The sequence below is a fragment of the Marivita sp. genome, from assembly GCF_965656765.1.
Lineage (GTDB): Bacteria > Pseudomonadota > Alphaproteobacteria > Rhodobacterales > Rhodobacteraceae > Marivita.
In genome coordinates, this window is record NZ_CBFHLV010000012.1 from 1 (window position 1) to 23,338 (window position 23,338).

Annotated in this window: 32 protein-coding genes; 15 read left to right on the top strand and 17 right to left on the bottom strand. The window is 55.9% G+C overall.

Annotation, left to right across the window (positions count from 1 at the left end; translation table 11 throughout):
* Positions 1 to 748 precede the first annotated feature (748 nt).
* From ACTG4M_RS05395 to ACTG4M_RS05415, 5 genes are all read right to left on the bottom strand, one after another.
* Positions 749 to 1,816: a hypothetical protein gene (locus ACTG4M_RS05395; RefSeq protein WP_439122617.1), complete on the bottom strand. Its 1,068-nt coding sequence runs from the start codon at positions 1,814 to 1,816 to the stop codon at positions 749 to 751.
* A gap of 363 nt (positions 1,817 to 2,179) precedes the next feature.
* The gene (gene rpsI / locus ACTG4M_RS05400) at positions 2,180 to 2,668 is read right to left on the bottom strand and encodes a 30S ribosomal protein S9 (RefSeq protein ID WP_439122618.1); all 489 of its coding nucleotides are present in this window, start codon (positions 2,666 to 2,668) and stop codon (positions 2,180 to 2,182) included.
* Positions 2,668 to 3,132 (bottom strand): 50S ribosomal protein L13, encoded by a 465-nt coding sequence (rplM, locus tag ACTG4M_RS05405; protein WP_439122619.1) that lies wholly within the window; start codon positions 3,130 to 3,132, stop codon positions 2,668 to 2,670. Before rplM ends, rpsI begins: the two co-directional genes overlap by 1 nt.
* Before the next feature lie 175 nt (positions 3,133 to 3,307).
* Positions 3,308 to 3,832: a GNAT family N-acetyltransferase gene (locus ACTG4M_RS05410; RefSeq protein ID WP_439122620.1), complete on the bottom strand. Its 525-nt coding sequence runs from the start codon at positions 3,830 to 3,832 to the stop codon at positions 3,308 to 3,310.
* 88 nt (positions 3,833 to 3,920) lie between these two features.
* Positions 3,921 to 5,330, bottom strand: a complete 1,410-nt coding sequence (locus ACTG4M_RS05415; protein ID WP_439122621.1) for a PLP-dependent aminotransferase family protein — start codon at positions 5,328 to 5,330, stop codon at positions 3,921 to 3,923.
* Positions 5,331 to 5,442: 112 nt separating this feature from the next.
* On the opposite strand from ACTG4M_RS05415, the gene ACTG4M_RS05420 reads away from it, so the two are divergent.
* Positions 5,443 to 5,670, top strand: a complete 228-nt coding sequence (locus ACTG4M_RS05420) for a DUF1127 domain-containing protein (protein ID WP_439122622.1) — start codon at positions 5,443 to 5,445, stop codon at positions 5,668 to 5,670.
* Between the two features lie 74 nt (positions 5,671 to 5,744).
* On the opposite strand, the gene dacB is transcribed toward ACTG4M_RS05420, so the two are convergent.
* The 3 genes from dacB to ACTG4M_RS05435 form a co-directional block, all read right to left on the bottom strand.
* Positions 5,745 to 7,253, bottom strand: coding sequence for a D-alanyl-D-alanine carboxypeptidase/D-alanyl-D-alanine endopeptidase (gene dacB / locus ACTG4M_RS05425; protein ID WP_439122623.1), 1,509 nt, complete (start codon positions 7,251 to 7,253; stop codon positions 5,745 to 5,747).
* Between the two features lie 109 nt (positions 7,254 to 7,362).
* Positions 7,363 to 7,971 (bottom strand): nicotinate-nucleotide adenylyltransferase, encoded by a 609-nt coding sequence (locus ACTG4M_RS05430; protein ID WP_439122624.1) that lies wholly within the window; start codon positions 7,969 to 7,971, stop codon positions 7,363 to 7,365.
* Positions 7,972 to 7,973: 2 nt separating this feature from the next.
* A complete protein-coding gene (locus ACTG4M_RS05435) occupies positions 7,974 to 8,759 on the bottom strand; it encodes an enoyl-CoA hydratase (RefSeq protein ID WP_439122625.1) in 786 nt (261 codons plus the stop codon).
* A gap of 56 nt (positions 8,760 to 8,815) precedes the next feature.
* On the opposite strand from ACTG4M_RS05435, the gene ACTG4M_RS05440 reads away from it, so the two are divergent.
* The gene (locus ACTG4M_RS05440; RefSeq protein ID WP_439122626.1) at positions 8,816 to 9,244 is read left to right on the top strand and encodes a PaaI family thioesterase; all 429 of its coding nucleotides are present in this window, start codon (positions 8,816 to 8,818) and stop codon (positions 9,242 to 9,244) included.
* Between the two features lie 9 nt (positions 9,245 to 9,253).
* Here the strand turns inward: ACTG4M_RS05440 and ACTG4M_RS05445 are convergent, their stop codons facing one another.
* The 3 genes from ACTG4M_RS05445 to ACTG4M_RS05455 form a co-directional block, all read right to left on the bottom strand.
* The gene (locus tag ACTG4M_RS05445) at positions 9,254 to 9,481 is read right to left on the bottom strand and encodes a hypothetical protein (RefSeq protein WP_439122627.1); all 228 of its coding nucleotides are present in this window, start codon (positions 9,479 to 9,481) and stop codon (positions 9,254 to 9,256) included.
* A gap of 24 nt (positions 9,482 to 9,505) precedes the next feature.
* On the bottom strand, positions 9,506 to 9,973 hold the full coding sequence (locus ACTG4M_RS05450) for a hypothetical protein (protein WP_439122628.1): 468 nt from the start codon (positions 9,971 to 9,973) through the stop codon (positions 9,506 to 9,508).
* Between the two features lie 83 nt (positions 9,974 to 10,056).
* Entirely contained in the window at positions 10,057 to 10,428 is a 372-nt protein-coding gene (locus ACTG4M_RS05455; protein ID WP_439122629.1) for a tellurite resistance TerB family protein, read from the bottom strand.
* A 181-nt stretch (positions 10,429 to 10,609) separates the two neighbouring features.
* Between ACTG4M_RS05455 and ACTG4M_RS05460 the strand changes: the two genes are divergently transcribed.
* Both ACTG4M_RS05460 and ACTG4M_RS05465 read left to right on the top strand, forming a co-directional pair.
* On the top strand, positions 10,610 to 12,187 hold the full coding sequence (locus ACTG4M_RS05460; protein WP_439122630.1) for a lysine--tRNA ligase: 1,578 nt from the start codon (positions 10,610 to 10,612) through the stop codon (positions 12,185 to 12,187).
* Between the two features lie 63 nt (positions 12,188 to 12,250).
* The gene (locus ACTG4M_RS05465; RefSeq protein WP_439122631.1) at positions 12,251 to 12,667 is read left to right on the top strand and encodes a DUF4864 domain-containing protein; all 417 of its coding nucleotides are present in this window, start codon (positions 12,251 to 12,253) and stop codon (positions 12,665 to 12,667) included.
* 33 nt (positions 12,668 to 12,700) lie between these two features.
* On the opposite strand, the gene ACTG4M_RS05470 is transcribed toward ACTG4M_RS05465, so the two are convergent.
* The gene (locus ACTG4M_RS05470) at positions 12,701 to 13,192 is read right to left on the bottom strand and encodes a HugZ family protein (protein ID WP_439122632.1); all 492 of its coding nucleotides are present in this window, start codon (positions 13,190 to 13,192) and stop codon (positions 12,701 to 12,703) included.
* Between the two features lie 95 nt (positions 13,193 to 13,287).
* Here ACTG4M_RS05470 and parA point away from each other — a divergent pair, with 95 nt between their 5' ends.
* The 8 genes from parA (at position 13,288) to ACTG4M_RS05510 (ending at position 18,670) form a co-directional block, all read left to right on the top strand.
* Complete coding sequence (gene parA / locus ACTG4M_RS05475; RefSeq protein WP_439122633.1) at positions 13,288 to 13,929, top strand: ParA family partition ATPase; 642 nt, start codon at positions 13,288 to 13,290, stop codon at positions 13,927 to 13,929.
* Between the two features lie 42 nt (positions 13,930 to 13,971).
* Complete coding sequence (locus ACTG4M_RS05480) at positions 13,972 to 14,817, top strand: DUF6206 family protein (RefSeq protein ID WP_439122634.1); 846 nt, start codon at positions 13,972 to 13,974, stop codon at positions 14,815 to 14,817.
* A 123-nt stretch (positions 14,818 to 14,940) separates the two neighbouring features.
* Entirely contained in the window at positions 14,941 to 15,348 is a 408-nt protein-coding gene (locus ACTG4M_RS05485) for a universal stress protein (RefSeq protein ID WP_439122635.1), read from the top strand.
* 48 nt (positions 15,349 to 15,396) lie between these two features.
* The gene (locus tag ACTG4M_RS05490) at positions 15,397 to 15,948 is read left to right on the top strand and encodes a hemerythrin domain-containing protein (protein WP_439122636.1); all 552 of its coding nucleotides are present in this window, start codon (positions 15,397 to 15,399) and stop codon (positions 15,946 to 15,948) included.
* A 63-nt stretch (positions 15,949 to 16,011) separates the two neighbouring features.
* On the top strand, positions 16,012 to 17,004 hold the full coding sequence (meaB, locus tag ACTG4M_RS05495) for a methylmalonyl Co-A mutase-associated GTPase MeaB (RefSeq protein ID WP_439122637.1): 993 nt from the start codon (positions 16,012 to 16,014) through the stop codon (positions 17,002 to 17,004).
* Between the two features lie 396 nt (positions 17,005 to 17,400).
* Positions 17,401 to 17,691, top strand: coding sequence for a 50S ribosomal protein L28 (rpmB, locus tag ACTG4M_RS05500; protein WP_411232974.1), 291 nt, complete (start codon positions 17,401 to 17,403; stop codon positions 17,689 to 17,691).
* Between the two features lie 103 nt (positions 17,692 to 17,794).
* Positions 17,795 to 18,145, top strand: a complete 351-nt coding sequence (locus ACTG4M_RS05505) for a hypothetical protein (RefSeq protein ID WP_439122638.1) — start codon at positions 17,795 to 17,797, stop codon at positions 18,143 to 18,145.
* Between the two features lie 39 nt (positions 18,146 to 18,184).
* Positions 18,185 to 18,670, top strand: coding sequence for a copper chaperone PCu(A)C (locus ACTG4M_RS05510; protein WP_439122639.1), 486 nt, complete (start codon positions 18,185 to 18,187; stop codon positions 18,668 to 18,670).
* Positions 18,671 to 18,699: 29 nt separating this feature from the next.
* Here the strand turns inward: ACTG4M_RS05510 and ACTG4M_RS05515 are convergent, their stop codons facing one another.
* On the bottom strand, positions 18,700 to 19,401 hold the full coding sequence (locus tag ACTG4M_RS05515) for an NAD-dependent deacylase (RefSeq protein ID WP_439122640.1): 702 nt from the start codon (positions 19,399 to 19,401) through the stop codon (positions 18,700 to 18,702).
* Between the two features lie 44 nt (positions 19,402 to 19,445).
* Between ACTG4M_RS05515 and ACTG4M_RS05520 the strand changes: the two genes are divergently transcribed.
* Complete coding sequence (locus tag ACTG4M_RS05520) at positions 19,446 to 19,898, top strand: low molecular weight protein-tyrosine-phosphatase (RefSeq protein ID WP_439122641.1); 453 nt, start codon at positions 19,446 to 19,448, stop codon at positions 19,896 to 19,898.
* Here ACTG4M_RS05520 and ACTG4M_RS05525 read toward each other — a convergent pair.
* The 4 genes from ACTG4M_RS05525 to ACTG4M_RS05540 all read right to left on the bottom strand — a co-directional run bounded on the left by ACTG4M_RS05525 (position 19,895) and on the right by ACTG4M_RS05540 (position 21,874).
* On the bottom strand, positions 19,895 to 20,077 hold the full coding sequence (locus ACTG4M_RS05525) for a CTP synthetase (protein ID WP_439122642.1): 183 nt from the start codon (positions 20,075 to 20,077) through the stop codon (positions 19,895 to 19,897). The genes ACTG4M_RS05520 and ACTG4M_RS05525 overlap by 4 nt on opposite strands.
* 354 nt (positions 20,078 to 20,431) lie before the next feature.
* Positions 20,432 to 20,734 carry a hypothetical protein gene (locus ACTG4M_RS05530; protein ID WP_439122643.1) on the bottom strand — a complete coding sequence of 101 codons (303 nt, stop codon included), beginning with the start codon at positions 20,732 to 20,734 and terminating at the stop codon, positions 20,432 to 20,434.
* Positions 20,735 to 20,992: 258 nt separating this feature from the next.
* Positions 20,993 to 21,304 carry a TraR/DksA family transcriptional regulator gene (locus ACTG4M_RS05535; RefSeq protein WP_439122644.1) on the bottom strand — a complete coding sequence of 104 codons (312 nt, stop codon included), beginning with the start codon at positions 21,302 to 21,304 and terminating at the stop codon, positions 20,993 to 20,995.
* A gap of 135 nt (positions 21,305 to 21,439) precedes the next feature.
* Positions 21,440 to 21,874 carry a DsrE family protein gene (locus ACTG4M_RS05540; RefSeq protein WP_439122645.1) on the bottom strand — a complete coding sequence of 145 codons (435 nt, stop codon included), beginning with the start codon at positions 21,872 to 21,874 and terminating at the stop codon, positions 21,440 to 21,442.
* Between the two features lie 426 nt (positions 21,875 to 22,300).
* Here ACTG4M_RS05540 and ACTG4M_RS05545 point away from each other — a divergent pair, with 426 nt between their 5' ends.
* Positions 22,301 to 22,759 (top strand): hypothetical protein, encoded by a 459-nt coding sequence (locus tag ACTG4M_RS05545; RefSeq protein ID WP_439122646.1) that lies wholly within the window; start codon positions 22,301 to 22,303, stop codon positions 22,757 to 22,759.
* The gene (locus tag ACTG4M_RS05550; protein WP_439122647.1) at positions 22,759 to 23,295 is read left to right on the top strand and encodes a hypothetical protein; all 537 of its coding nucleotides are present in this window, start codon (positions 22,759 to 22,761) and stop codon (positions 23,293 to 23,295) included. Before ACTG4M_RS05545 ends, ACTG4M_RS05550 begins: the two co-directional genes overlap by 1 nt.
* Positions 23,296 to 23,338 lie beyond the last annotated feature (43 nt).

The following is a 23,338-nucleotide window of genomic DNA, read 5'->3' on the forward strand; positions in this document are numbered from 1 at the left end:
TCATTACCAATACGTTATTCTCAGCGCTTTGCTGATTTGCCAGCCACTGTATGTTTTTGACCTTTAATGTCGCAGCCTTAGCTATTTTATGATATCCGATAAGCAACGTTGCGCAAATCAAAATAACAGCTGCTAATAGCCACTCCATCACAAGCTCCGTTTATTAACTTTTAAAGCGTCCTTGCTCGAGCCTGTTGTAAGCTAAGCTCATTGCGGCCTAGTCAGCAACTAAGTTCTTTGCGTCGGATTTCCGCATCTAGTGTTGGTTAAAGCACGACAAACGCTTTGTGCGCTATCTGTACACGTCATCCGCTTCAAAAACGCACTGTGGCAGCGGACCTAAGTCAAAGAGCGCTGTACGAAGCTGTTTGACAGTGTGCGCTTACATCAAACTTTGATGTTAGCCCAAAACTCTTACCGCTTCAGCACGCCCCAAAGCTCAAACTGCCTACAAGTCGCAGTGGCGCTTTGCGCGACACGCTGCTCGTAGCAATAGCCGTCTTGCTCCAGCGCTTCCAACAGCTTGTAGTTTCTGGGCTGTCCAACAGCTTTGCGAACGCCAGCCCAGTTAGCACACGTTGCGCAGATCGAATATTTGCTTGAAAATCTAGACATGACTAACTGCGCCGTTTCGCAGCTTCACGCATTGTCTCAAGCTTACGTTGCGCGCGCTCGCTTTCAGTTGCGCCTGTAGTAGACACCTTGCTGTGCGCAAATTCACCGCCACCGATAAGCACGTCCACGTCCATCATAATGCCTTTACGCACATAATGATCTTCGATTTGCTGTCGGCTAGTGCCCATGTTTGTACAAAGCATGTCGTACACAGCAGCGTTATAACCGTGTTCCACAAAGCGTTGTTCAGCATAGTAGTGACGAAAGCTGTAAGCTGTGCGTCGTTGGCCATGTTCGTCGTAAAGCAAGCCGATGTCGTCGAGCATTTTGGGCAAAGTTTTGTAAAATCCTTCGTTCTTCTTGCCATTTGCGTAGCAAAACACCCAAAATCCGCGTCTGTATGCCCAGTCAGTTCTCGCAAGTGCCGATAAAAAGCAACAACTTCGCTTTGTGAGCTTACAATACGCTCACCCGTTTTCGTATGTTTTGGCACGTGAATTTTCAAATACTGCGTTTCAGTAAAAACGCTGCGTTCCGCACGCACATGCTTATGTTTCAGCTGTAAAACCTCCCCAGTGCGCATGCCTGTTCCGGCTAAAAAATGGATATAACAGCGCAGCAGCTGACGATTGAATTTATGCGCTGAGTTCACGCGTGTATCATTTACGCCCCTTCCTTCGACCCATTTGTCCAAATAAGCATCCAGATGCTTAAATTCTTGCGCCGAAAACGATGGACGACGATTTGGAGCTATGCCTTGACGCGCAAACGGATTTTCGATGATTGGTATGTGCGATAGTAGCTTCATACTATTTGCCCAACCAAATATCTCACGCAGCGCACTTTGCTCCATGTCCATGCTTTTTTTGGCAGGTTTAAGAGCATGATTTGGGTGTCGTTTGCGTTCTTCTTCGTCAGCGCGTTGCCAGTACGTCATACGCCAAGTCCAGTAACCCGCAACATACGCCTGCGTCATCTCCTCAAGCTTCATTGGGCCAAAGTAGGGTAGCCAGTAGCGCTGTGCGTGTTTTTCGTACCAGCCAACGCGCTGTGAAGCACCAGGACGGCCTTTGGCGTATTGTGTTGCTTCCAAACGCTGTCGTTTATCCGCCCACCAAATCACATAGAGGTCTTCGAAAGTAAGCTGTTTGACAGGTTCATTTTTCTTAGCCCTAAGCCGCAAGTCGTCGTACTTGTCCAAAGCTTAGCGCTTTGCTTCCTCTAAATCTGTCTCGCCAGTGCTTTCCTGAACGTATGTCAGTTTATTGCCGTAAATATCCCGCATGCCTCTGACGTGTATGCGCATGTGGTAAATGGGGCGCTTGGCATTTTGGCGATGAAATAGAATAATCTGCCCATCTTTTAACTCTACTTTGTTCAAGTAACTCTTGCTCACAGCAGTATCGCCAGCATCATTTCGTCGTAAAACTACTGTAAAATCAACTAAGCCATGCGTCTATGATTTGTTTCTTGTAAATCTTTTGTAAGTTCGACAAGCAAAGAAAAAGCGCAGTAAAAACTGCGCTTTTTCAATAGGTTAACGATTTGAGTGTCGCGTAATTTTTTAACGCTTGGAGAACTGGAAGCTCCGACGCGCTTTGCGCTTACCGAATTTCTTACGTTCCACAACGCGGCTGTCGCGTGTGAGGAAGCCCGCTGCTTTGAGTGCGCCACGCAGGGACGGATCATAAAGCTGCAGCGCCTTGGAGATGCCGTGTTTGACCGCGCCCGCTTGTCCGGACAAACCGCCACCTTTGACAGTCGCCATCACGTCGAACTGGTCTTCTGTGCCAGAGATGGTGAATGGCTGGCGCAGGATCATCTGCAGAACCGGACGTGCGAAATACACTTTCATTTCCTTGCCGTTCACGTTGACCTTGCCGGAGCCCGGCTTGATCCAAACGCGGGCAACAGCATCTTTACGCTTGCCGGTGGCATAGGCGCGGCCCAGCGCATCACGCTGCGGCTCACGCGGGGTTTCAACCACTTCCGGCGCGGCATCAAGGCCTGCGGCGGTGTTCAGCTCTTCGAGAGAATTGAGTTGCTCAGCCATTATTTTGCCGTCCGGGTGTTTTTGGAGTTCATGGATTTGACGTCCAGCACTTCGGGGCTCTGGGCCTCGTGCGGATGTTCGGCGCCAGCATAGACGCGCAGGTTGGTCATCACCTTGCGGGACAGGCGATTGCCCGGCAGCATACGCTGAACCGCTTTTTGGACGACACGCTCGGGGTGTGCACCCTCGAGGATCTGCTGCTTGGTGCGGGATTTGATGCCGCCCGGATAGCCAGTGTGCCAGTAGAAGTTCTCGTGGCGCTTGTTACCGGTCATCTGGATTTTGTCCGCGTTGATCACGATGACATTGTCACCCATGTCCATGTGCGGAGTAAAAGACGGCTTGTGTTTGCCGCGCAGGCGAGTGGCAACAATCGACGCAAGACGGCCCAAAACGATGCCTTCAGCATCGATAATGATCCATTTCTTGTCGATATCTGCCGGTGTTGCAGAAAAGGTTTTCATCGTGGGAAGTCCCTGACGTTTGATTGGTAAGACAGGGCGCTTTGCACCCCTCGTGTTCCGATGGGCGGGTTATAAGGATTGCCAAAATGCCGTCAAGCGCAGTTTATCTAGGTTAATGCAGTAAAATCAGTGACTTGAAAATAAGGTAACAATATACCCCATAAAAAATGTCAATTCACGACCGCATAAGCTCCAGCTTGCGATAGACGAGGTATTTCTCGAACGCAGCCGGGTTCGCATTGCCGTCGTATCGCGGCGTTTCGCTGAACCCGAGCCGATCATACAGGGCCAACATAGAGCTGTTGCCGCGTACCGTGTCGGCAAGGATCGTTGTTGCGCCAAGCTCCTTGGCTTTTTCTGTGCGCATCTCGATCATACGTCGTCCCAGCCCATATCCGCGGGCGATATCTCGTACGAATAGACGTTTCAATTCGGCCCTGTCTGCGTCGATCATGCGAACAAAGCCGCAGCCCAGTAAGTAACCAGAGCTGTCCCGTGCCAAAAGAACGCCGCCATTCGGCGGCAGGAAATCATCTATTTCGTCAAGGCTGGATCGAACGTGGTCCTCGACAGAAAGACTTGGCCCGCCGACAGCCATCAATCGCTCAAGAATCTGGGCGTAATACTCGGTCAGAATGTCGGACAATTCGTCGAGATCAGGCCGCGTTTCGACGAAGGCCAAGCTAATGTCTAAACCCATTTAATTCTCTTGAAAGGTGAGTCGTGCACTCCAGCGTAGCGCCGGATTTCCGCGCAGGCGACCATTTTCTGATCATTCCAGCGGAAAATCAGACACTTATCTGTTCTGGTGGGTGCCCCAACAAGTCGCGAAGTTGCATCATCGCGTTTTCAAACTCGCGGAGCGGGACCTGCGCATTCACGGCGATCCGCACCGCATGTGGCGCGCGCCCGTCTCGCAAGGCAAATTCATCAGCAGACCTGATCTGAATGCCGCGTGCCTCGGCTGCCCGGCAAAACGCGGCTGCACGCCAACCTTGGGGCAAGGGGAGCCAAAGAAACGGTACATCCTCGTGCCAGGTTAGCTTGTACGTACCAAGTGCGTTCACAGCTACGCGCACGAATTCCGCCATTCTTTTTCGAATTGCCACAATGATCTCGTCAGTTTCGGGGCTGGTTAGGACGTGCTCGGCAACTTCGGCCAAAGGTTGGGCGATGCCGAAAAACCCATGCTCCGCGATCTGGCGCAACTCGGGCCCGCGGCCTCGTGGTGCGATGGCAAATCCGATCCGCAAGGCGGGGGTAAGTGTCTTTGAAATCGACGCCACATGCCACGTGCGTTCAGGCGCCAGGATGCGGTAGCTGGGAGCGGCGATGTCGGTGCGGCGGTAACAATTGTCTTCGATGATCAGGATATCCAGCGCCCGACACACTTCGGCAATCTCGGCGCGGCGATCAGAGGGGGTGCATGTTAGCGTCGGGTTGTGCACGTCGGGCGACGTACACAGAACCTGTGCACCGGTTCTTCGGGCGATCTCTTCTAGCGCATCTGGCAATAGACCTTTTTCATCGCTGGGTAGCCCGACGATATCTGCGCGCATCAGGTCCGCCGCACGGCGAAAGCCGGGATAGGCCATGTCCTCGACCAGTAGGGTGGGGCGTGCCCCCTTTAGTATGGCCTGCATAATAACGCACAGACCGTTTTGTGCTCCGTGGACGATAACCACATCGGATTCGTCGATCCGCCCTAATGGAATGCTTCGCATCCAGTGCACAGCAGCTTCGCGTAGCGGGCGATAGGCGTCACGGGTCGGGTAATGCAAAAGTCGTTCTGGTGCGGTTTCACCAATCCGGGCGAATGCCTCGCGCAGGAGCGACACCTGGCCCAGATCGGGCAGTTGCGGGCTTGCGAGGGACAGTTTTCCGTTTTGCATCGGGATCGACACGTATTCTCGTGGATGGCTTTGGGCCCGTGCGGTTTTGTGTGCGACGAATGTCCCGCGCCCGACCTCGGCCACGGCATGACCGGCATCCGTCAATAGCGTATAGGCCCGCGCCACGGTGCCGGGTGTGATGCCAAGAGACCAGGCCAGTTCCCGCACGGGGGGCAGCTTGTCACCTTCGCGCAGGTCGCCTGATCGGATCGCGGATTGTATCGTGTCCGCCACGCGTTTGTACTTTGGTCCGCTGGACGGCTGGGGCAGCGCAACAATGTGATCTGGGGAAATTGTATCCGACACAATCTTTCTCTGGATCGTTTGGTGACTCGAATGTATCGCTTTTTGTATCGCAATGGCAAGACACTTGTTGCGATAATGGTAAATTGTGTCGATACATTTGAGGAGTACACCCATGACACACGCAACTCATGCCCCGCAGATCGCCTATTTGGGCGGACAGTCAACACTGTCCCCGCTGGCTATTGTGGCTTTGCGTGTCGCGGTGACCCTCACGAAGTGGTCCGAACGCCGTCGCACGCGGCTTCAGCTCAAACACCTCGATGATCATTTGCTAAATGATATCGGACTGGATCGGTTGACCGCGCAACGCGAGGCCAATCGTAAGTTCTGGCTGATGTAAATCCCTGCGTCAGACAGACCTCTGGGGGCGCAAAGACCGGCTTTGCGCCCTTTTTTTGTCTCTGGTCGCCAGGGTTAGCCGTTATACAGAACGCCCCATCGCGCCAACAACCGCTGCTGCAACTCGCGGGCTTCGACGGCGTAGGTTCTGCCGCCAGGTGGGCTTTCGCGTTCTTCTCGGCTTAGTCCGTCACGGCGTGGAAGGTCGGCGGAAAAGCAGGCAAAGGCCAATTCTGTGCCGTCAGGCAAGTCGATGAAGCCACCAAGACCACTGACAAAATTCAACGTTCCGGTCTTGGCGCGCACACTCACCGGATGATCTTCGATGATTTTACGGTCTTCGGTGCGCAAAGCGTGCTGCTTAAGAAGTGGTTTCAATCCCATAGTCTTCCGCGCCGCAATCAGGCCTTTGACCATGTCGCGCGCAGAAATCCGGCTGTCATCACCAAGGCCCGAATGATCCTCAAGGGCGACGGACGACATGCCAAGCGTATCCTTGGCCCACGCGTTCATCGCGTCAGCGGACGTTTTGAGTGACGGAGCCGAGCCCAGCCGCGCAACGGTGGTTGTCAGGCCAACACATTCCGCAGTGATATTCGTCGAATACTTGAGCATATCGCGCAGAACCACACGCAGCGGCGCGCTTTCATGTGTCAGAATTGGCGTGGCCCCAGCGGGCAGCGCATCGATCAGTTCGGGTGTCTTCAGAGCAATCCCGTTCGAACGCGCGAGTATCTGGAACACCTCAGCGGCATAGCGTGCAGGTTTGCGCACGGGCAACCAACGTGACCCGTTACGACCCAGCGCGCCTTTGGCGACGGTCCAATTGTCGTAGGATCCGCCATCCGCATAGGTGTAGATCGGGTAATTCCGGGCTTCGATCCGCATCCGGGCCGCGCGGACTTCGGGCCTCAACGTCGCAGAGCGTGCATCCATCGTGACATTGTACCCGTTTCCGGACCGCGCCCATTCGAAATGAACCCGATTGAAATTCAGGTTAAGGCCGGAAATCCCCGGATTGTACCCCACTTGATACGGTTGTTCGGCATCGATCCCATTCAGCGCGGGCAGGGCGCCGCCCCAAACAAGGAAACGGCCTGTCACTTCGGTCAGGCCGACCTCTTCGCGCAGGCGTTTGGTGATGGACGCAATGGCATCCGTGTCGAGCGTCGGGTCACCACCGCCCGCAAGAATCAGATCACCTTCGATACGGCCGTTGGCGATTGGTGCAGTCGCCAGAACACGGGTCTCAAAGTGATATCCCGGTCCCAACACATCAAGCGCATAGCACGCGGTCAGTGCCTTAGCGACGCTGGCCGGTGGCAGTGCGCGCAACGGATTGTGCGACTCAAGCACCAGACCAGTTGTTACGTCGGCCACCTGAACGCTGATCTTGCCGGCCAGACCGGATTGACCGATCAACTCGCTCAGCGGTGCTTGGTATGTTTTAAGAAGGTCTTCCGCTCGTGACGCTGGACGTAGTGATGTCAACGGGGCCAATGCGGATTGCGCTGAAGCCGCCTGTCCCAGCCCTACCGCTGCCAGACCGCCCAATACCGCGCGACGTGAGATCTGCCCTGTCATGCGCCGGATGTAACCCTACGAACCAGCGGCTGACAAGGACACGCTTTGGTGATGCTTGACGGAGTGATATCTTGGATCATGAGTATCGTCAGTTTTTGAATGATCAGGGTCAATCTTTGTGCTTCCACACGCCCGTCGCACGCAATTCTGTCGAACTGACGGGCGTCATCGGCATGTTGACGAAACACCATGCAGGCGCGCTGAAATCCGCCAAAAGCTGTGAGGCGCGACCGGGCAGGCGGGCATGTCGGTATTGCCGCGCCGTTCGGGAATGCAGCCCCGATTGCCGCCATCCGGGACGCGCAAGAATGCCAATTGGCAGGGTGTGCAGGATGTCCTCCCAGCGCTGCCAACGATGGAACTGTTGCAGATTATCTGCGCCCATAAGCCAAACGAAATTCGCTCCGGGATGAATAGCTTTCAAAGCGTCGATCGTCTCGGCGGTGTATGCGGTGCCGATCCGAGTCTCGAAATCGCTTATGATCACGTTTGGGTCCCGAATGATCTGCTGTGCATGTGCAATCCGGTCGTCCAGTGGCGCAGGTCCGCGCGTCTTGAGCGGATTGCCCGGCGATACAAGCCAGATCACCTTGTCCAAGCCGAACCGGCGCATCGCGACACGGGTCAAGTGCACATGCCCCTCATGAGCCGGATCAAACGAGCCGCCCAACAAGCCCACGCGCATGCCGGGCCGCAAATGTAGCCTGTTTTGGGCCAAGCTTACTGTGACCAGTCGGGAGGGCGTTTGTCCAGAAAGGCGGCGATCCCTTCTTCGGTGTCACGATACAGCATGTTTTCGACCATGACTTGGCCAGTATAGGCATAAGCATCGTCCAGACCCATCTGCACTTGTTCGTAGAACGCCTGCTTGCCGACCTTCACTGCAGCACCCAGTTTGCTTGCAACCAATTGCGCCATCTCTTCTGTCGTGCTGGCCAAATCCTCGACAGGGACAACTTTGTTCACCAAACCCAGCGCCTCGGCGCGGTGAGCATCAATGAATTGACCGGTCACCAGCATCTCGAACGCCTGCTTTCGCGGGATGTTACGGGACAGCGCGACCATCGGTGTTGAGCAGAACAGCCCGATATTTACTCCGTTGACCCCAAAACGGGTGCCTTCTGCGGCAACAGCCATGTCGCAGGACGCGACTAGCTGGCACCCAGCAGCTGTGGCAATGCCATGTACCTGTGCGATTACAGGCTGCGGCAGACGTTGCACACCGGTCATCACCTTGGCGCAGTGGTCGAACAACTCTTTGAAATACGCTTTGCCACCATCTTCGGCTTGCCGTCCTGCTGTCATCTGCTTGAGGTCGTGGCCCGCGCAAAATGCCTTACCCGCGCCCGAAATCACAACAACCCGCGTTGACGGATCGTTCTGCAGTGAGTCGACCTGTTCTTGCAATGCGTCCAGCATTTCTTCGGACAGCGCGTTCAACCGCTCTGGCGCGTTCATGTGCAAATGGCAAACCGCGTCTGTGTCGCGACGTTCCAGGATTTTCATCTTGTCCTCCCAGTGACTTGAGGCAACTCTACCGGTTCAGAGCAGGGGAGGAAAGCATGACGCTCAAAGTTCCGGCAGAGGACATGGAAGCATTCTTGGACGAGGTTTTTCCTCAAGTCAAAGGCATGTTCGGTATCGACCATCTGAATGAAGACCTTTTGGTGATGCGCCTGCATGCGGGTGAGCAGCATCTGCGCCCGGGCGGTACAGTGTCTGGCCCGGCCATGTTCAGTCTTGCGGATGTGGCAGCATACGTCGCCACCATGTCGCGTATCGGGAAAGAGGCGTTGGCGGTGACGACCAATTGTTCGATCGATTTCATGCGTAAACCAGTCGCCGGCGCCGATGTGATTGCCCATGCCAAAGTGCTCAAGCTCGGGCGTGCGCTAAGTGTCACTGACGTTTTGCTTTATTCCGAAGGACTTCCCGACCCGGTGGCGCGTGCCACGTTGACCTATTCGATCCCGCCGAACCGCGCTGCGTAACCGTTAGGACTAAAGTACCAGATTACCATAGGGCGGTAGATCGGACCCATTCCGGCGCGCCGCCTCGTAGACCGACTTCAACTCCTCCAGCGTTTTGCGGAACGCGGCAACAGATTCGGCCAGTTCGTACAAGTCCTCGCTTTCTTCCATCGACTCCATCACGGCTTCTTCTTCCGAAATGATCTGTGCGATCGCCTGAATTGACATCATCAGGGCGGGGGTGCTGATTTCAACCATATATGCCTCTTGAGGCGTTTTGGATCATCGATCGATCCCGTCTGCCAATTGCTTGAGCCGCACGACACAATTGCGCGCAAGATTGTCCAAAGCCCCTCGAAGAGCGTCGGGTGTCATGTCTCCGCCGGTGCGGACCTCGATCTGGTAATGCCCCGCCGCACCACGCTGCACAATCACAAGGTTTTCAGGAATGACAGTGCCCTCGGGTAGCCGAAAGTATGACCAGGCAAGATAGCCAAATTCACCCTCGTGGTCGTGTAGGGATGTGCCGCTGCCGGGCTCCATGTAGCCATTCTTGATTTCCCAATCTTGACGGGTGCGCACCTGTTGTACGCGTATCCCGCCCTTGATCAGCTTGGTCACCGTCCACGATCGCGCTTCGATATCACCGTGAAGAACGCCCTCGGCGGGGGTGTCGTCATCTTCCCAGACGCCATGCTTGAAAACGCTTTTGTTTGCCGCGCGGTAGTAATCCTTGTCGGTCAGCGCCATGGTTGAAAAACCCTGATGGAAATAAATTGCTTAAAAACAGCAATTACCACGGCTTGACACAAAAAGCGATGGAAACGCGCGGTTTACAGATGCACGTGCCGTGCCCGCGATCCCCGCTCGATAGCTGCTGCATGCAACCGATCCAACGCAAGTTCGTAGCGAATTTCTTCCAGCAAACGCAGTTCACCTTCGCGCAGCGTGCCATCTGCCGCCGCCACATCACAGGCCAACGCATAGGCTGTTTCAAAAAGGCGTTCCGGAAGATTGTCGCGCAGCAATCCAAACAAGGCATCGAGCCCGTCTTCCTGTTCGAACAGGTCAAACACCAGTCCCGACATGTCTGGGATGCGTGCCTCGTCATACTCCGCGAAAATCGGCAGGTTGTTGACCGCTGACTGGATTTTAACGAGTTCCGCTGTCCGGATGCTTTCATCCGATGCGGAAACGGCGATCATGAGCGCGACAAGACAATCCTGCGGGCTAAGGGGGTGAGGGTCTGTATCTGGCACAATTACGCTTTCTGATCTGTTGCGTGAACTAAGCCCAACTTATTGACCCGCCCGCGCCCCCGCAATAGGGAGTGCTTTTTGAACGCACGCACAGTCCCGTGTGGCGACCATCCGGAGAATAAGAGCAATGTCCGATCTGCGCGAAGCTGCAATGACCTCAAAGGCCTGGCCCTTTGAAGAGGCGCGCCGGCTGCTCAAACGCTACGAAAAGAAGTCGCCGGAAAAGGGCTATGTCCTCTTTGAGACGGGCTATGGCCCCTCTGGTCTGCCGCATATAGGGACCTTTGGCGAAGTTGCGCGCACCACCATGATCAAGCGCGCGTTCGAACTGATCTCGGATATCCCGACCAAGCTGATCTGCTTTTCCGATGATCTTGACGGTATGCGCAAGGTGCCGGGCAACGTGCCCAATCCCGAAATGCTGCACGAGCATCTGCAACGTCCGCTGACCGACGTGCCAGACCCGTTTGGCACCCACGAAAGCTTTGGCGCGCATAACAACGCGATGCTGAATCGGTTTTTGGACACGTTCGGGTTCGAATACGAATTCATTTCGTCCACCGAGTTCTACCGTTCGGGCAAATTCGATGAGGTGCTGCTTCGCGCCTGCGAAAAGTACGATGCGGTAATGGAGGTCATGCTCAAATCATTGCGGGATGAGCGGCGCGAGACCTATTCGATCTTCCTGCCGATCCATCCCGACACAGGGCGTGTGCTGTATGTACCGATGAAGAACGTTGATCCGATCAACGGCGAAATCACATTCGATGACGAGACTGGTCGCGAGATCACGCTTCCTGTCACGGGCGGCAACGTCAAACTTCAGTGGAAGCCCGACTTCGGCGCGCGCTGGGCGGCGCTGGATGTTGATTTTGAAATGTACGGCAAGGACCACAGCACCAACACGCCGATCTACGACCGGATTTGTGAAATCCTCGGTGGTCGCAAGCCCGAGCATTTCACCTACGAGCTGTTCCTTGATGCGGATGGTCACAAGATATCCAAGACCACAGGCAATGGCGTCAGCATCGACGAATGGCTGACCTATGCCAGCACAGAATCGCTGTCGTACTTCATGTATCTCAAGCCCAAGACGGCCAAGCGGATGCATTTTGACGTGATCCCCAAGGCAGTCGACGAATACCATCAACAACTGCGTGCTTACCCAACGCAAGACGCCAAGGCGCAAGCGAACAACCCGGTTTGGCACATCCATTCCGGAGATGTGCCTGAATCCAAAATGGTCGTGCCGTTTTCGATGCTGCTCAACCTCGCATCTGCCGCTGGGGCCGAGGACAAGGATGCAATGTGGGGCTTTATCAATCGCTACGCACCGGAGGCGACGCCCGAAACCCATGCCGATCTCGATCAGGCGGCAGGCTTTGCCGTGCGCTATTACGAAGATTTCGTAAAACCCTCCAAGACGTTCCGTTTGCCCGATGAAAAAGAGCGGGCGGCGATGCAAGATTTGGCTGCACGGCTTGAGGCGCATGATGGTCCCACCGACGACGAAACATTGCAAACCATCGTCTTTGCGGTCGGTAAAGAGCATGAATTCGACCCGCTGCGCGACTGGTTCAAAGCGCTTTACGAGGTTCTTCTGGGGCAATCCCAAGGCCCCCGTTTCGGTGGCTTTATCGCGCTCTACGGTGTCGATGAAACCGTCGCTTTGATCCGCAAAGGTCTGGCCGGAGAGCTTGCATAAGTCGTAAATTTTGCCCGTGACCGCATTTGCTCTACCTCTTTGTTAGCAACAAGAGGTGACACGATGCGCAAACTCATCACCGGACTGACACTAGCCCTGTCGATGGCGGGCAGCCTCTGGGCGCAAGAGGTTCTTGCCCCTGAGCCTGCCATCGAAAGCACTATACAAAGCCAGATTGACGCGTTTCTGCAGGATGATTTCGAAACCGCGTTTACTTTTGCGGGGCCTAACATCCGCAATATGTTCCGCACGCCAGAAAACTTTGGCGCGATGGTGCAGCAAGGTTATCCGATGGTCTGGCGGCCTGACAGCGTGACGTTTGGTGACCTCAGGTCGATTGCCGGCGGGCTTTACCAGACAGTCATCCTGACCGATGGGGCCGGGAACTTGCACTACCTGGATTACCGCATGTCGATGATCGACGGACAGTGGCGGATCTCGGGCGTGCAGATTTTGCAGGCACCCGAAGTCGCTGCCTAGAGGCGCGTTTCGTCGACGGAACGCAGCGATGCATCAACGCATCGCCCCCGCCACATCGTCCGCCCCCAGCACATAGGCCTTTCCAAACCCACCATTCAAATGCGCGCCCAGCGACGTGAATCGCACCAGCGCAAAGTCGGCAAACCCTATGTAAAGCTTGGCTTTAGGCTGCTTCGTTAGAAACGCCTTGGCTAAATCTGCGTGACCCTCGTCGCCATGTCGTACAAAATGCGCCGTCGCCTGCAAACTCAGCCGTGGATGCGTGAGCGGGTCGCCTTTGCCGGTCGGTTCTCCGATCAATAGGGAACACAGCGGATTGTGCTGCAGTGCAGCGCTGTGGTGGCTCAGATCTGAAATCAGGCTCAACGGCGCGCCATCGGGCCCTGCGACCAGCGCAATGCGGCTCACCATTGGTGTGCCATTTTCGGGATTGAGATAGGAAAGCGCCGCAAAACGGGCGGTTTCTATTAGGTTCCGGGCCAGAGAACGGGCGTCGTCATCGGTGGGGCGAATGGGGGATTTCATACAACTGGTCCTTGTTTCTGGCAGGGGTGTGGCAATTTTTATGCTGCACCTGCACAATAACTCTGTACCCTTTGGCCGAATCGAAGGAACAGATTATGCCCGGCCACGTCATTACAGTTGCGCAGCAAAAAGGCGGCTCTGGCAAGACCACCGTTTCCGCAAACCTCGCCGTTGGCTTCTTGCGACAGGGCAAACGCGTTGCATTGGTCGACATTGACCCACAGGGCAGTCTTGGCCGCTGGTTCATGACCCGGATCGATACAGAATCTGGTCCGGTCGACAACCTGGAATTCGCGACATCGTCGGCTTGGGGCATCACCTACGAGGTTCGTAAACTGTCTGATGCCTATGACATCGTGATCATCGACACACCGCCCAAAGCCGACAGCGACCTCCGTCCGGCCTTGCGTGTTGCCGACCTTGTTGTTGTGCCCGTCAGCGTCAGTCATGTGGACCTATGGGCCACCGAAGGAGTGCTTGATCTTGCGCGCCGCGAAGACAAAGAAGCCATCGTCGTTCTCAACCGCGCACGCAAGAACACCCGCCTTGGCAGTGAAGTCGCCGAAGCCGCCGAAAAACTGATGGCCCGCATCGCAGATGCCACCTTCGCCAATCGGGTGATTTATGCCGAGGCGCTGGGCCAGGGGCGTGGCGCCGCCGAAGGTCGCAAGACGCCTGCTCAGGCCGAAGTCGACGCGCTCACCTCAGAGGTAGCAGAGGTGCTGGCAAACAGGTAAAGGCTAGGGCGTCCCATTAGGGAGCCTGAAGGAGCCTACACCATGACCGATCTTGACGCTTTGAAAGACGTGATCCGCGCCGATGGTGCCTCACGCGGTCAGACCGTGTCAAAGCTGGGCTATTTTTGCGCGCCTTTCCGTCCCGCATCTGGGCCGTTCTCGGACAAAGTGATCAAGGTCTACCGCGGCTTGCGCGATGCTGCCGCCCTCGACCGTCTGGCACAGTGCCACGATGATTACGTTGCAGCGCTGAACACCGCTGGGGTTGCGTTGCCAGAAACCGAATTTCACCTGCTCGACATGGACGGCACCCGTATTCCGGTGATCGTACAAAAGGCACTGCCCTCTGACAGCATGATGCGGCCGCAGATGCAGGTCGCGAGCACCGACGAAACACTTGCGATGATGGAAGCAGCTGGTGACGTGATCGCCACCTTTTGGAACAACGCCGACCAGTTCAACTCTCGCATTGGCTTTCACCCGTCGATCCGCAATTTCGCGTATCTCGACGGCAAAGCTTTGTTCTTCGACACCTTCCCGCCTCTCATCCACTATGACCGTGAAGAGATGGGCAAGATGCTCCTGCTCTTTTCCGACAAGGCATTGATGCGCTGGGTCGGCCCATTCCTGCAAGCCAAGGTTACGGGCATTCAGGACGAATGGTATTCACCGCCCGAAACACTGGTTGGTCTGGTTGGGTCGGCCTGCCGCCTACGGCCGGATGATGCGCAAGCCTATCTTGCCTGGGGCCGAGATTTCACGCAGCGTCGTATGTCTCGCTGGGCCGATGAAGCGCTGCCGAACCTGCAAGAACCTCCACGCTTGCCGGGATACTGGACCGGGTTTCGTAAGTTGCTTGGGCTTCAAGGCGAACCAAACGTGTCCTGAAAGGCGAACTTTGCAAACTCCATTAGCGACTTTGCAAAGTTGGCTGCCGGTATGATGCGGATCAAAGCACCAGATCCTTCATGTGGTTTAAGATGGCACCATCCTGAGAAAGGGAGGGGACATATGTATCGCAATATTCTCGTGCCAATCGCTCTCGACAACGAAGACGACCGCACCGCTCAAGCACTTAAAATCGCCAAGGCCATGGTGTCCGAGGGCGGTGAAATCACGCTGCTGCACGTGGTAGAATCCGTGCCCAGCTATGCCATCAGCTATATCTCTGCCGATATCCTGAAAGCCACGCGCTCCGGGATTGAGGCCGAGATGAGCCGCTTGGCTGAAGGCATCGGCGCAAAATCAGTGGTCATCGACGGCCATTCGGGCCGGTCGATCCTTGACTATGCGGACGAGCACAAAAGTGACTTGATTGTCATCGCCTCGCACCGACCGGGAATGCAGACGCTGCTGCTTGGATCGACGGCAACCCATGTGGTACGCCACGCGCAATGTGCGGTTCACGTCCTGCGCTGATTGACAAATCCGCGCTGGGCTGCACCTCCTGCCCAACAGGAGGTGCTCATGGACGAAACCCTAATGCTCGACACCCGCGATGGTCTGCCTGATGCACTGCGCGTGCTGCTGCACGACCACCCGCGCGAGACATGGCCGGACCATGACAATTTTGCGGGGCTGGTCGCGTTTTGGCTCGACCGGCACCTGATGTTTCGTCGTTTGATGTCCGCGCTTATCGACGATGCCGAACAGGCCGTAGACCGCAAAATCGATGCTCAGACCCATGCCGCCAAGCTGTCGCGCTATGGCTCCATGTTATTACAAAACCTGCACGGGCATCACCAGATCGAAGACCACCACTATTTCCCGGTGCTGGCTACCAGAGAGCCTGTGTTGAATAAGGGGTTTGAGCTGTTGGACTCCGATCACCACGCAATGGATGGTTTGCTCAATCGGTTTGCCGATGGCGCAAACGCTGTGATTCAGGGGCAAGCCGAGCCGGGGGTGTTTCGCGATGATCTGCTGAGCTTTCAGTCCATGCTTAATCGCCACCTTATCGATGAAGAAGAACTCGTTGTACCGGTGATTCTCAAACACGGCCCGGCTGGCCTTGGCTGACCGCTTTACTTGGCGGCCCACCGCGTGGCACATGTGCTGCCAGACCAAGACGGAGCCCCGCACATGGACATCGACGATCTGGCCCGCCGTATCCTGAACGGCGAACGCCGTGCCTTGGCCCGCGCCATTACATTGGTCGAAAGCGGTCGCGCCGATCACCGGACGGATGCAATCACGTTGTTTGACCGGCTTAAGAGGCACGACCGCGAAGCTCTGCGTATTGGTCTTTCGGGCACGCCCGGTGTGGGTAAATCCACCTTCATCGAAACCTTTGGCCTAATGTTGACGGGGCAAGGGCTCAAAGTGGCGGTATTGGCCGTCGATCCCAGCTCTGCGCGGTCGGGTGGGTCGATCCTTGGTGACAAAACCCGGATGGAGCGCCTGTCGCGCGATCCCAGCGCGTTTATCCGCCCGTCGCCGTCGCAATCCCATCTGGGGGGGGTCGCCCGCCGCACGCGCGAGGCCATCGACCTATGCGAGGCGGCAGGTTTTGATGTGGTGCTGATCGAAACCGTTGGCGTGGGTCAATCTGAAACTGTTGTGGCCGAGATGTCGGATCTGTTCATGTTGTTGCTGGCACCCGCGGGGGGCGATGAATTGCAGGGCGTCAAACGCGGTATCATGGAAATGGCCGATATCATTTTGGTGAACAAGGCCGATGGCGATCTCAAATCCACAGCGACCCGCACCTGCGCGGACTATGCTGGTGCGCTGCGCCTGTTGCGCAAGCGACCGCAGGATCCGCAAGGCTTCCCAAAAGCAATGACCGTCTCAGCGTTGGAAGATTTAGGTTTGCAAACGGCGTGGGACGAGATGCAAAGCCTTACGAACTGGCGGCGTGAAAACGGCCACTTTACCGCCCGCCGCGCGTCGCAAGCACGCTTCTGGTTCGAAGCGGAACTCAAGCAATCCTTGCTGGCACGGTTGGAGCGCGAACCCATGAAGGGTTTGGTGCAATCCCTTGGTCACGAGGTAGAGATCGGTGCCCAGACGCCAAGCCAAGCTGCAGAAGCCGTTCTTGCCCAGCTCGAAGGTCGCGCGCATTTAGTCAGTTAAGCAAAAGTGCGCCTCTTGGGCGCGCGTCATGAGCCTGCGTCGCCTTCGGCTTTGCAGGCCGTTCGGGGGCGCTGCCCCCGTCGCCTTTGGGTGACTCCCCCGAGATATTTGAAAACCGAAGAAGCGGGGAGCGGTTCTGCATTTCTCTGGTTTTAAAATACCTCGGGGGGAATGCCGCGCGCAGCGTGGCAGGGGGGCCGAGCCCCCATCCCGTCGGACAGCCTAAGGCATGTCGAAACAACCCGACGAATTGCCGGGTTTTCGCGCAACCGCTACTTGACGCCTATGCCGCATCCCTCTAAGGACAGCCAACGAGATTCCGGGCGCTGCCAGTCGGCGCCCTTTCATATTGGTGGGAGCCCGTACTTCCGCTTCTGATAAAACGAGGATGAACCCATGTCGCGTGTTTGCGAACTGACCGGTAAAGGCCCGATGACTGGCAACAATGTCAGCCATGCCAACAACAAGACACGTCGGCGTTTTCTGCCGAACCTGAACGACGTGACGCTGCAATCCGAGACACTCGGCCGTGGCATCAAGATGCGTATTTCAGCGCACGCGCTGCGCAGCGTTGACCACCGCGGTGGGCTCGACAAGTTTCTGGCGAAAGCCAAGGATACTGAGCTGTCGGCTAACGCGCTCAAGGTTAAGAAAGAGATCGCAAAGGCGCAAACTGCGCAAGCGTAAGCTTTCTCCTAACACACATGAAAACAGCCTCGTCCGGACATCTGGGCGGGGCTGTTTCCTTTTGTCGCCTTGCACCTTCACAGTGTGCGCTTAGCTAGGCATCATGAGATTCATGGCGCGGCATATCACGGCGTTTCTTCTGGTTCTGGTGGTGGGTTTCACCAGTGTTCAGCTTGCTGCTGCGCGTGGTCAGCCGCCTGCAGTTGGCACGCTGGTCATCTGCACCGGTTCTGGGCCGATGCACATCCTTGTTGATGAAAACGGTGTGCCAACCGGTGGGGTGATGATTTGCCCTGACTATGCGATGGCGTTTTTTGCCGATGTCTCGTTCGCTGTACCGGGTGTTCATCGCGTCGATGTGTGGCGAGATATGTGGCAAAGCACAGGGCACGCAGCCTCGGTAGAGTGGGGTGCGACACCAGCCAACGCGCGGGGACCGCCCGACCACGTTTGATGATCACCCTTTTCTGACGTCAAACGAAAGACCAAACCAATGTTCAAGACATCTCTTTTCGCCGGGGCAACCGCCCTTATGTTTGCCACGTCCGCCTTTGCGGAAATCCGGATTGACGACGCCTATGCGCGTTCGGCTTCTCCGATGGCCAAATCCGGCGCAGCCTTCATGATGATCCACAATTCCGGAGGCGAGGCGGATCGCCTGATCGCCGCCAGCAGCGATGCTGCGGCACGGACCGAACTGCACACGCACCTTGATGACGGCAATGGCGTGATGCGCATGGTGCATGTCGAGGAAGGCTTTGAACTGCCGGCCGATGGCATGATCTCAATGCAGCGTGGGGGCAAGCACGTCATGCTCATGGGTCTCAATGGGGCGATGGAGCAGGGCGAGATCGTCACCGTCACTTTGACCTTCGAGAACGCAGGCGACATCGTGGTTGAAATCCCAGTGGATCTGGAGCGACAAGATCACGGTGGTATGATGGGTCATGGTAAAATGAACCACGGCTCTGACAGCTGATTGCACAAGGCCGGGCGGTAGGGCGTGCCTCACCGCCCGGCCAGCACTTGATCGACCCATTTTGGCACGGTTACGCTTGCGAGGCCTGTGATGTGGTCCTCGAACGCGTGGGACATATCGCTATCGCGCAGGTTCAGCTCAATCGTGGCGGCTCCGGCCATCCGTGCCTCTTCGACAAAACCAGCAGCGGGGTAGACCTGACCCGAGGTGCCGATGGCCGCAAAGAGGTCGCAGGTCTGCAGCGCCTCGACGATCTGGTCCAGGTGATAGGGCATTTCGCCGAACCAGACGATATCCGGGCGTGCGGTCGGCGCAGCGCAGGCTGGACATGTGGCGCCTGTCTCCATCGACAACGGCGCGTCCCAGCGGTGCTCACAGGTGGCGCAGAGCGCGCGAGACAACTCTCCGTGCATATGGATCGCGGCGGCCCCGGCCATTTCGTGCAAGCCGTCCACGTTCTGCGTGACCAGTATCACGTCGCCTGGAAACTCGGATTGCAGGCGCGCGAGGGCAACATGGGCGGCGTTCGATCCTGCATCGGCAGCTTGGGCGCGCCGTGCGTTGTAGAATTGATGGACAAGGTCTGGGTTGCGAACAAAGGCCTCTGGGGTGGCGACGTCTTCGATGCGGTGCTGCGCCCACAGCCCGCCTTCGTCGCGAAAGGTGCCAAGCCCGCTTTCTGCTGATATTCCGGCGCCCGTCAAAATCACGATCCGGTCTACCTTTCGCATCACGTTTCCTTTTCCATTCGACCGCAACACGCTAAATCCCATACATGACCTATCGTATTCTCTTTGTCTGTCTGGGCAACATCTGCCGTTCGCCAACTGCCGAAGCTGTGACGCGCGCCAAGGCGGCGGAACGTGGTCTGGACGTCACTCTGGACAGTGCCGGGACTGGCGACTGGCATATCGGCAAGCCGCCTTATGGCCCCATGCAGGAGGCGGCTCGCACAAAGGGCTATGACCTGTCAGCCTTACGCGCGCGACAGGTGGCAGCATCGGATTTCATCGAATACGATCTGATCGTCGTAATGGATGACGACAATGCCGCCGATATGGCTGCGATCGGCCCGCAGGATCGCGTGAAACTGTTCACAGATTTCACATCGACCACCACCACCTATGTGCCCGATCCGTATTTCACGCGAGACTTCGACGGCGCCTTGGCGCTTATCGAAGACTGTGCAGACGGATTGTTGGATAGGTTAGGCAGCCGCCAGGCTTAAGACTGGCTTATTTCCCGAGCTACGAGATAGCTAACCGGCAAGGCCACAATCGCACCCAACGCGGCCGCGCCGACAATGGGGACCAGCGTGTCATAACCCGCAGTCAAAACAGCCACCATGGCGGTGCCTGCAAGGGTTGTGGCAATCAGTGAATAAAGAATACTGGCAAGTCGGAACATTTCAGCCTCCACTCCATATTAATAACTTGAGTATTCTGTAAATGAGATGTGTTTGCATTGATACGGATCAAATCAAGCGCCTGAATTTAGCAGTTCGGGCGAAGTTCATTTGCCATGAGAATAGCTAGGGGCAGGGCGAGAACACTACCTGCAAGAGCGGCCGTGATCATGCCGACCACCGTAGCGCACCCGACAGTCAAACAAATCAGAACAAAGTTCCCGGCAAGAGTCGTTGCGATAAGAGAATACAAAATACTGGTAAGTCCAAACATAGTAGCCTCCTATTCTGTTTGCACGAATCCTATTTTGTATACAGGTGCCGGTTTTTCCTTGATCGGAATCAAGTTGCGGTGGTTAGGCCGTGCCCATCGCGCAGACATTATCACGCTCAAGCGCGGCGCAGGCGTCGATCAGTGCCAGAAACGTCCCGCGTTTGTGGCACCAGGGTGGGGGCCCGTCGTCGCCTGACATTTGCCACTCCAGACAGGTTTTTGGGCAATGGCAGGTGCCACATGCCGCAAAGGTCGCCTTCAATTCTGGAATCAGCAAAGCGGCGTGGTGTTCGGTCAGTTGAAGGCTCAAATGCGCGAGCATGCCTTCATGTGCGTTCATACGTGCGTCAAAATCCTGTCGCATCGAGTCTAGAAAATCTGACACAGCCCCTCCTAACGTGTAAAATATTTCTGACATATTTGTGTACGGCTGCATGCCGTACATGGATCAGTTTTCCGCCTGAAAAAAGAACAAGCCCATGTTTTGATGAGGAAAGAAGCCTCATTTTTAATTTGAGGCACGTGGTTTGAAAAAATGTAGTGCTCTCCACCAACAGGGAAGGTGGCGCGCAAAAGAGGCGCGACCTCCTGTCGAAAACCCAACGCGTCTGCTGCGAAGGGCCAATCAGATTGGCCGACTGCGCTAAGCACAGGTCCGGCACAGTGCCGCCGTCGGAACCGCGCGCAACCGGTCGTCAGATATGGTTTCCCCGCATTTCGCGCAGGTGCCATACGTTCCGGCCTCAATCCGCTCCAACGCTGCATCAATCCGGCGCAGCTCTTCGAGGTCGGCATTTCCCAATGCTTCCAGCACCTCGTCACCTTGCCGTTCCGAGGCTCGGTCCTCCCAATCCTTTGGCATCGGATCGTCCAGCTTGTCTTCAATATCAGCCAGATCCCCCGTCAGCTCTGCGCGCCGCTTGAGAAGAAGGTCTTTGGTTTCAGTCAGGTCCATGACAGCTCTCCCTTGGTTCAGATGATTCTGACCCAGGGCGAAGGTTTGCGCGTTGATATCGGTCAAATTCAGGGGAGGGCGGCCAGAGGCATCAGGATAGGTGCTTTTGCCGCCCGGTCTTGATACGTGACTGCATCAGGGCCTGACGTAGGCATATCCCTGTTCTTGCAGTTCGACGAGGCGTACCACGCCTGACGGGGTCATGACGGCTTCATCCAACAAAGTGATCTCTGATCCGGCTTTTTCGCTCATCTTGCGATGGGTGTTGCCACAGGCCGAAAAGGTCAGGTTATCCAGCTCCAAAGACATGGTCGAGATGCGGTCTTCGACCGGGCTCTTGCCGGGGATCAGCATATGAAGGCCCGGTCCATAAGCGACCATCTCGATCACCACCTCGTCGCCTTGCGACGCATAGTAATTCGCCATGTTCTGCGCATTGTTCAACGCCATGTTCATGACCTGCGGGTCGTTCTGGTTGACGTGAATGGCCACGTGATGCGTCAGCCCTTCGGCCTGTGCGCCTGCCGCCATTGTCAGCGACACTGCGGCAGCCGTGATCAGATATTTCATAGTGGTTCCTCCCTTATGTTGGAGGAGCGTATCACGGGTGCAAGGTTTTACATGTGATTTTTGTTGTGGGGTCGAGTCGGCGGAAAACTGCGCGTGCCCAACTTTTGGAATGCAAAAGTTAGCATAATGCACAGGCCATGTATCTGCTGCCTTTCGCAGTTTTGCGGTTTGGGCAAGTGGCGCTGTTTGTAAGCTAGTTTTCCAAAGGTCGTTTGGCCCGGATTGCCTGCTTGGTAGGTGAAAACCTGCACTTTTCATCTTGGTTTGAGCAGGTTTGGAGCAAGCTGGAACATCTTTTTTCTGTGTCAGTCAAATTGCTTAACTGCGCTGTAAAAACGAGAGAAACAAAAACACTTGATGGAATGCCGGAATCGGCACAAAATTTCTTCATTATTTTATTTGTCTATTTCATTTCGGAGAGATTTGATGACCTACACAATCAATGTTGTTCGTAAAAACGGTCAGGGTACGCTGACCTTCAAGAGTGGCTCCGTAAACATTTCGGAAACCTGCTGGTGGGATCAAGAGGTGGTAATCGACGCGGGCTCGTACACCGGTTATGCGACGCGCATGGCCAACAAAACCGATGGGACGGATGGGGGCAATCGAGAGGCAATTTGGCTCGGACTTAAGGTGCCGTACAACGGTGATGGAAGCACAGCGAATGGGTTTTTCATTCATAAGGGCACAAGCGCGTCATGGTCCGATGGCTGTATCGTTATGCCCGGAGCCAAAGTTTATCAGATGTGGTCCGAGATTACGCCAAAAGAAAGCGGGAACATCACGGTTACCATTTCAGATGAAGAAGTGAGCCGTGGCCGGCCACAGGATTGGGACTGCACTCTCCAGATGCATTCGCTATGGGGTGGGATGCCGGAATTCTGATGTTACTCAAATCATCATTCGCAGCGCTAACTGGCTCAGTTCTGGCTTGCACTGTGGCCTTTGCTCAAGAGAACCTTCCACCCCCAGATACGCTGGACGCGGTTGAGATCGTTGAACTCATGCTTGGTCGGACACCATCCAGACATGCAACGCCGCTTGCGGCAATGCATGGACGTGCCGAGCTTTATGTGTCCTACAAGGACCGTGCATGGAACAATGACGCGGGGGCTATAAGCGTTTGGCTATTGTTGGGAGATATCGCTGTCCGCAGTAATGACGCGTCATTAACGCAATCCTACACTGCCGACATCCTTCCGGTTTATCTCAGACACACCGAAACGTTTCTTGAGGCACTCAATGGTGCACCTTGGCTTGCCCCATCTACCTGCGAATTGCTTGCTGGTCATTTTGGATCAGAGGACCGCACCAAAGACAATCTTGCGACGTTTTTAGACGCCGAAGCGCAGCGTTTCCAAGATGTATTGCCGAAACCTGTCGCGGCCGACTGCATCGCCGAGCTTACGCAGGTAGAATAAAGGCCCGGCTTAGCCGCCGGGCCTTACAAGTGCCGGTCATGTA

Excerpts from the sequence above, each read along its gene's own strand:
- rpsI (WP_439122618.1), bottom strand. The coding sequence starts at position 2,668 with ATGGCTGAGCAACTCAATTCTCTCGAAGAGCTGAACACCGCCGCAGGC.
- rplM (WP_439122619.1), bottom strand. The coding sequence starts at position 3,132 with ATGAAAACCTTTTCTGCAACACCGGCAGATATCGACAAGAAATGGATC.
- ACTG4M_RS05410 (WP_439122620.1), bottom strand. The coding sequence starts at position 3,832 with ATGGGTTTAGACATTAGCTTGGCCTTCGTCGAAACGCGGCCTGATCTC.
- ACTG4M_RS05420 (WP_439122622.1), top strand. The coding sequence starts at position 5,443 with ATGACACACGCAACTCATGCCCCGCAGATCGCCTATTTGGGCGGACAG.
- dacB (WP_439122623.1), bottom strand. The coding sequence starts at position 7,253 with ATGACAGGGCAGATCTCACGTCGCGCGGTATTGGGCGGTCTGGCAGCG.
- ACTG4M_RS05435 (WP_439122625.1), bottom strand. The coding sequence starts at position 8,759 with ATGAAAATCCTGGAACGTCGCGACACAGACGCGGTTTGCCATTTGCAC.
- ACTG4M_RS05440 (WP_439122626.1), top strand. The coding sequence starts at position 8,816 with ATGACGCTCAAAGTTCCGGCAGAGGACATGGAAGCATTCTTGGACGAG.
- ACTG4M_RS05445 (WP_439122627.1), bottom strand. The coding sequence starts at position 9,481 with ATGGTTGAAATCAGCACCCCCGCCCTGATGATGTCAATTCAGGCGATC.
- ACTG4M_RS05450 (WP_439122628.1), bottom strand. The coding sequence starts at position 9,973 with ATGGCGCTGACCGACAAGGATTACTACCGCGCGGCAAACAAAAGCGTT.
- ACTG4M_RS05455 (WP_439122629.1), bottom strand. The coding sequence starts at position 10,428 with ATGATCGCCGTTTCCGCATCGGATGAAAGCATCCGGACAGCGGAACTC.
- ACTG4M_RS05460 (WP_439122630.1), top strand. The coding sequence starts at position 10,610 with ATGTCCGATCTGCGCGAAGCTGCAATGACCTCAAAGGCCTGGCCCTTT.
- ACTG4M_RS05465 (WP_439122631.1), top strand. The coding sequence starts at position 12,251 with ATGCGCAAACTCATCACCGGACTGACACTAGCCCTGTCGATGGCGGGC.
- ACTG4M_RS05470 (WP_439122632.1), bottom strand. The coding sequence starts at position 13,192 with ATGAAATCCCCCATTCGCCCCACCGATGACGACGCCCGTTCTCTGGCC.
- parA (WP_439122633.1), top strand. The coding sequence starts at position 13,288 with ATGCCCGGCCACGTCATTACAGTTGCGCAGCAAAAAGGCGGCTCTGGC.
- ACTG4M_RS05480 (WP_439122634.1), top strand. The coding sequence starts at position 13,972 with ATGACCGATCTTGACGCTTTGAAAGACGTGATCCGCGCCGATGGTGCC.
- ACTG4M_RS05485 (WP_439122635.1), top strand. The coding sequence starts at position 14,941 with ATGTATCGCAATATTCTCGTGCCAATCGCTCTCGACAACGAAGACGAC.
- ACTG4M_RS05490 (WP_439122636.1), top strand. The coding sequence starts at position 15,397 with ATGGACGAAACCCTAATGCTCGACACCCGCGATGGTCTGCCTGATGCA.
- meaB (WP_439122637.1), top strand. The coding sequence starts at position 16,012 with ATGGACATCGACGATCTGGCCCGCCGTATCCTGAACGGCGAACGCCGT.
- rpmB (WP_411232974.1), top strand. The coding sequence starts at position 17,401 with ATGTCGCGTGTTTGCGAACTGACCGGTAAAGGCCCGATGACTGGCAAC.
- ACTG4M_RS05505 (WP_439122638.1), top strand. The coding sequence starts at position 17,795 with ATGAGATTCATGGCGCGGCATATCACGGCGTTTCTTCTGGTTCTGGTG.
- ACTG4M_RS05510 (WP_439122639.1), top strand. The coding sequence starts at position 18,185 with ATGTTCAAGACATCTCTTTTCGCCGGGGCAACCGCCCTTATGTTTGCC.
- ACTG4M_RS05515 (WP_439122640.1), bottom strand. The coding sequence starts at position 19,401 with ATGCGAAAGGTAGACCGGATCGTGATTTTGACGGGCGCCGGAATATCA.
- ACTG4M_RS05520 (WP_439122641.1), top strand. The coding sequence starts at position 19,446 with ATGACCTATCGTATTCTCTTTGTCTGTCTGGGCAACATCTGCCGTTCG.
- ACTG4M_RS05525 (WP_439122642.1), bottom strand. The coding sequence starts at position 20,077 with ATGTTCCGACTTGCCAGTATTCTTTATTCACTGATTGCCACAACCCTT.
- ACTG4M_RS05535 (WP_439122644.1), bottom strand. The coding sequence starts at position 21,304 with ATGGACCTGACTGAAACCAAAGACCTTCTTCTCAAGCGGCGCGCAGAG.
- ACTG4M_RS05540 (WP_439122645.1), bottom strand. The coding sequence starts at position 21,874 with ATGAAATATCTGATCACGGCTGCCGCAGTGTCGCTGACAATGGCGGCA.
- ACTG4M_RS05545 (WP_439122646.1), top strand. The coding sequence starts at position 22,301 with ATGACCTACACAATCAATGTTGTTCGTAAAAACGGTCAGGGTACGCTG.
- ACTG4M_RS05550 (WP_439122647.1), top strand. The coding sequence starts at position 22,759 with ATGTTACTCAAATCATCATTCGCAGCGCTAACTGGCTCAGTTCTGGCT.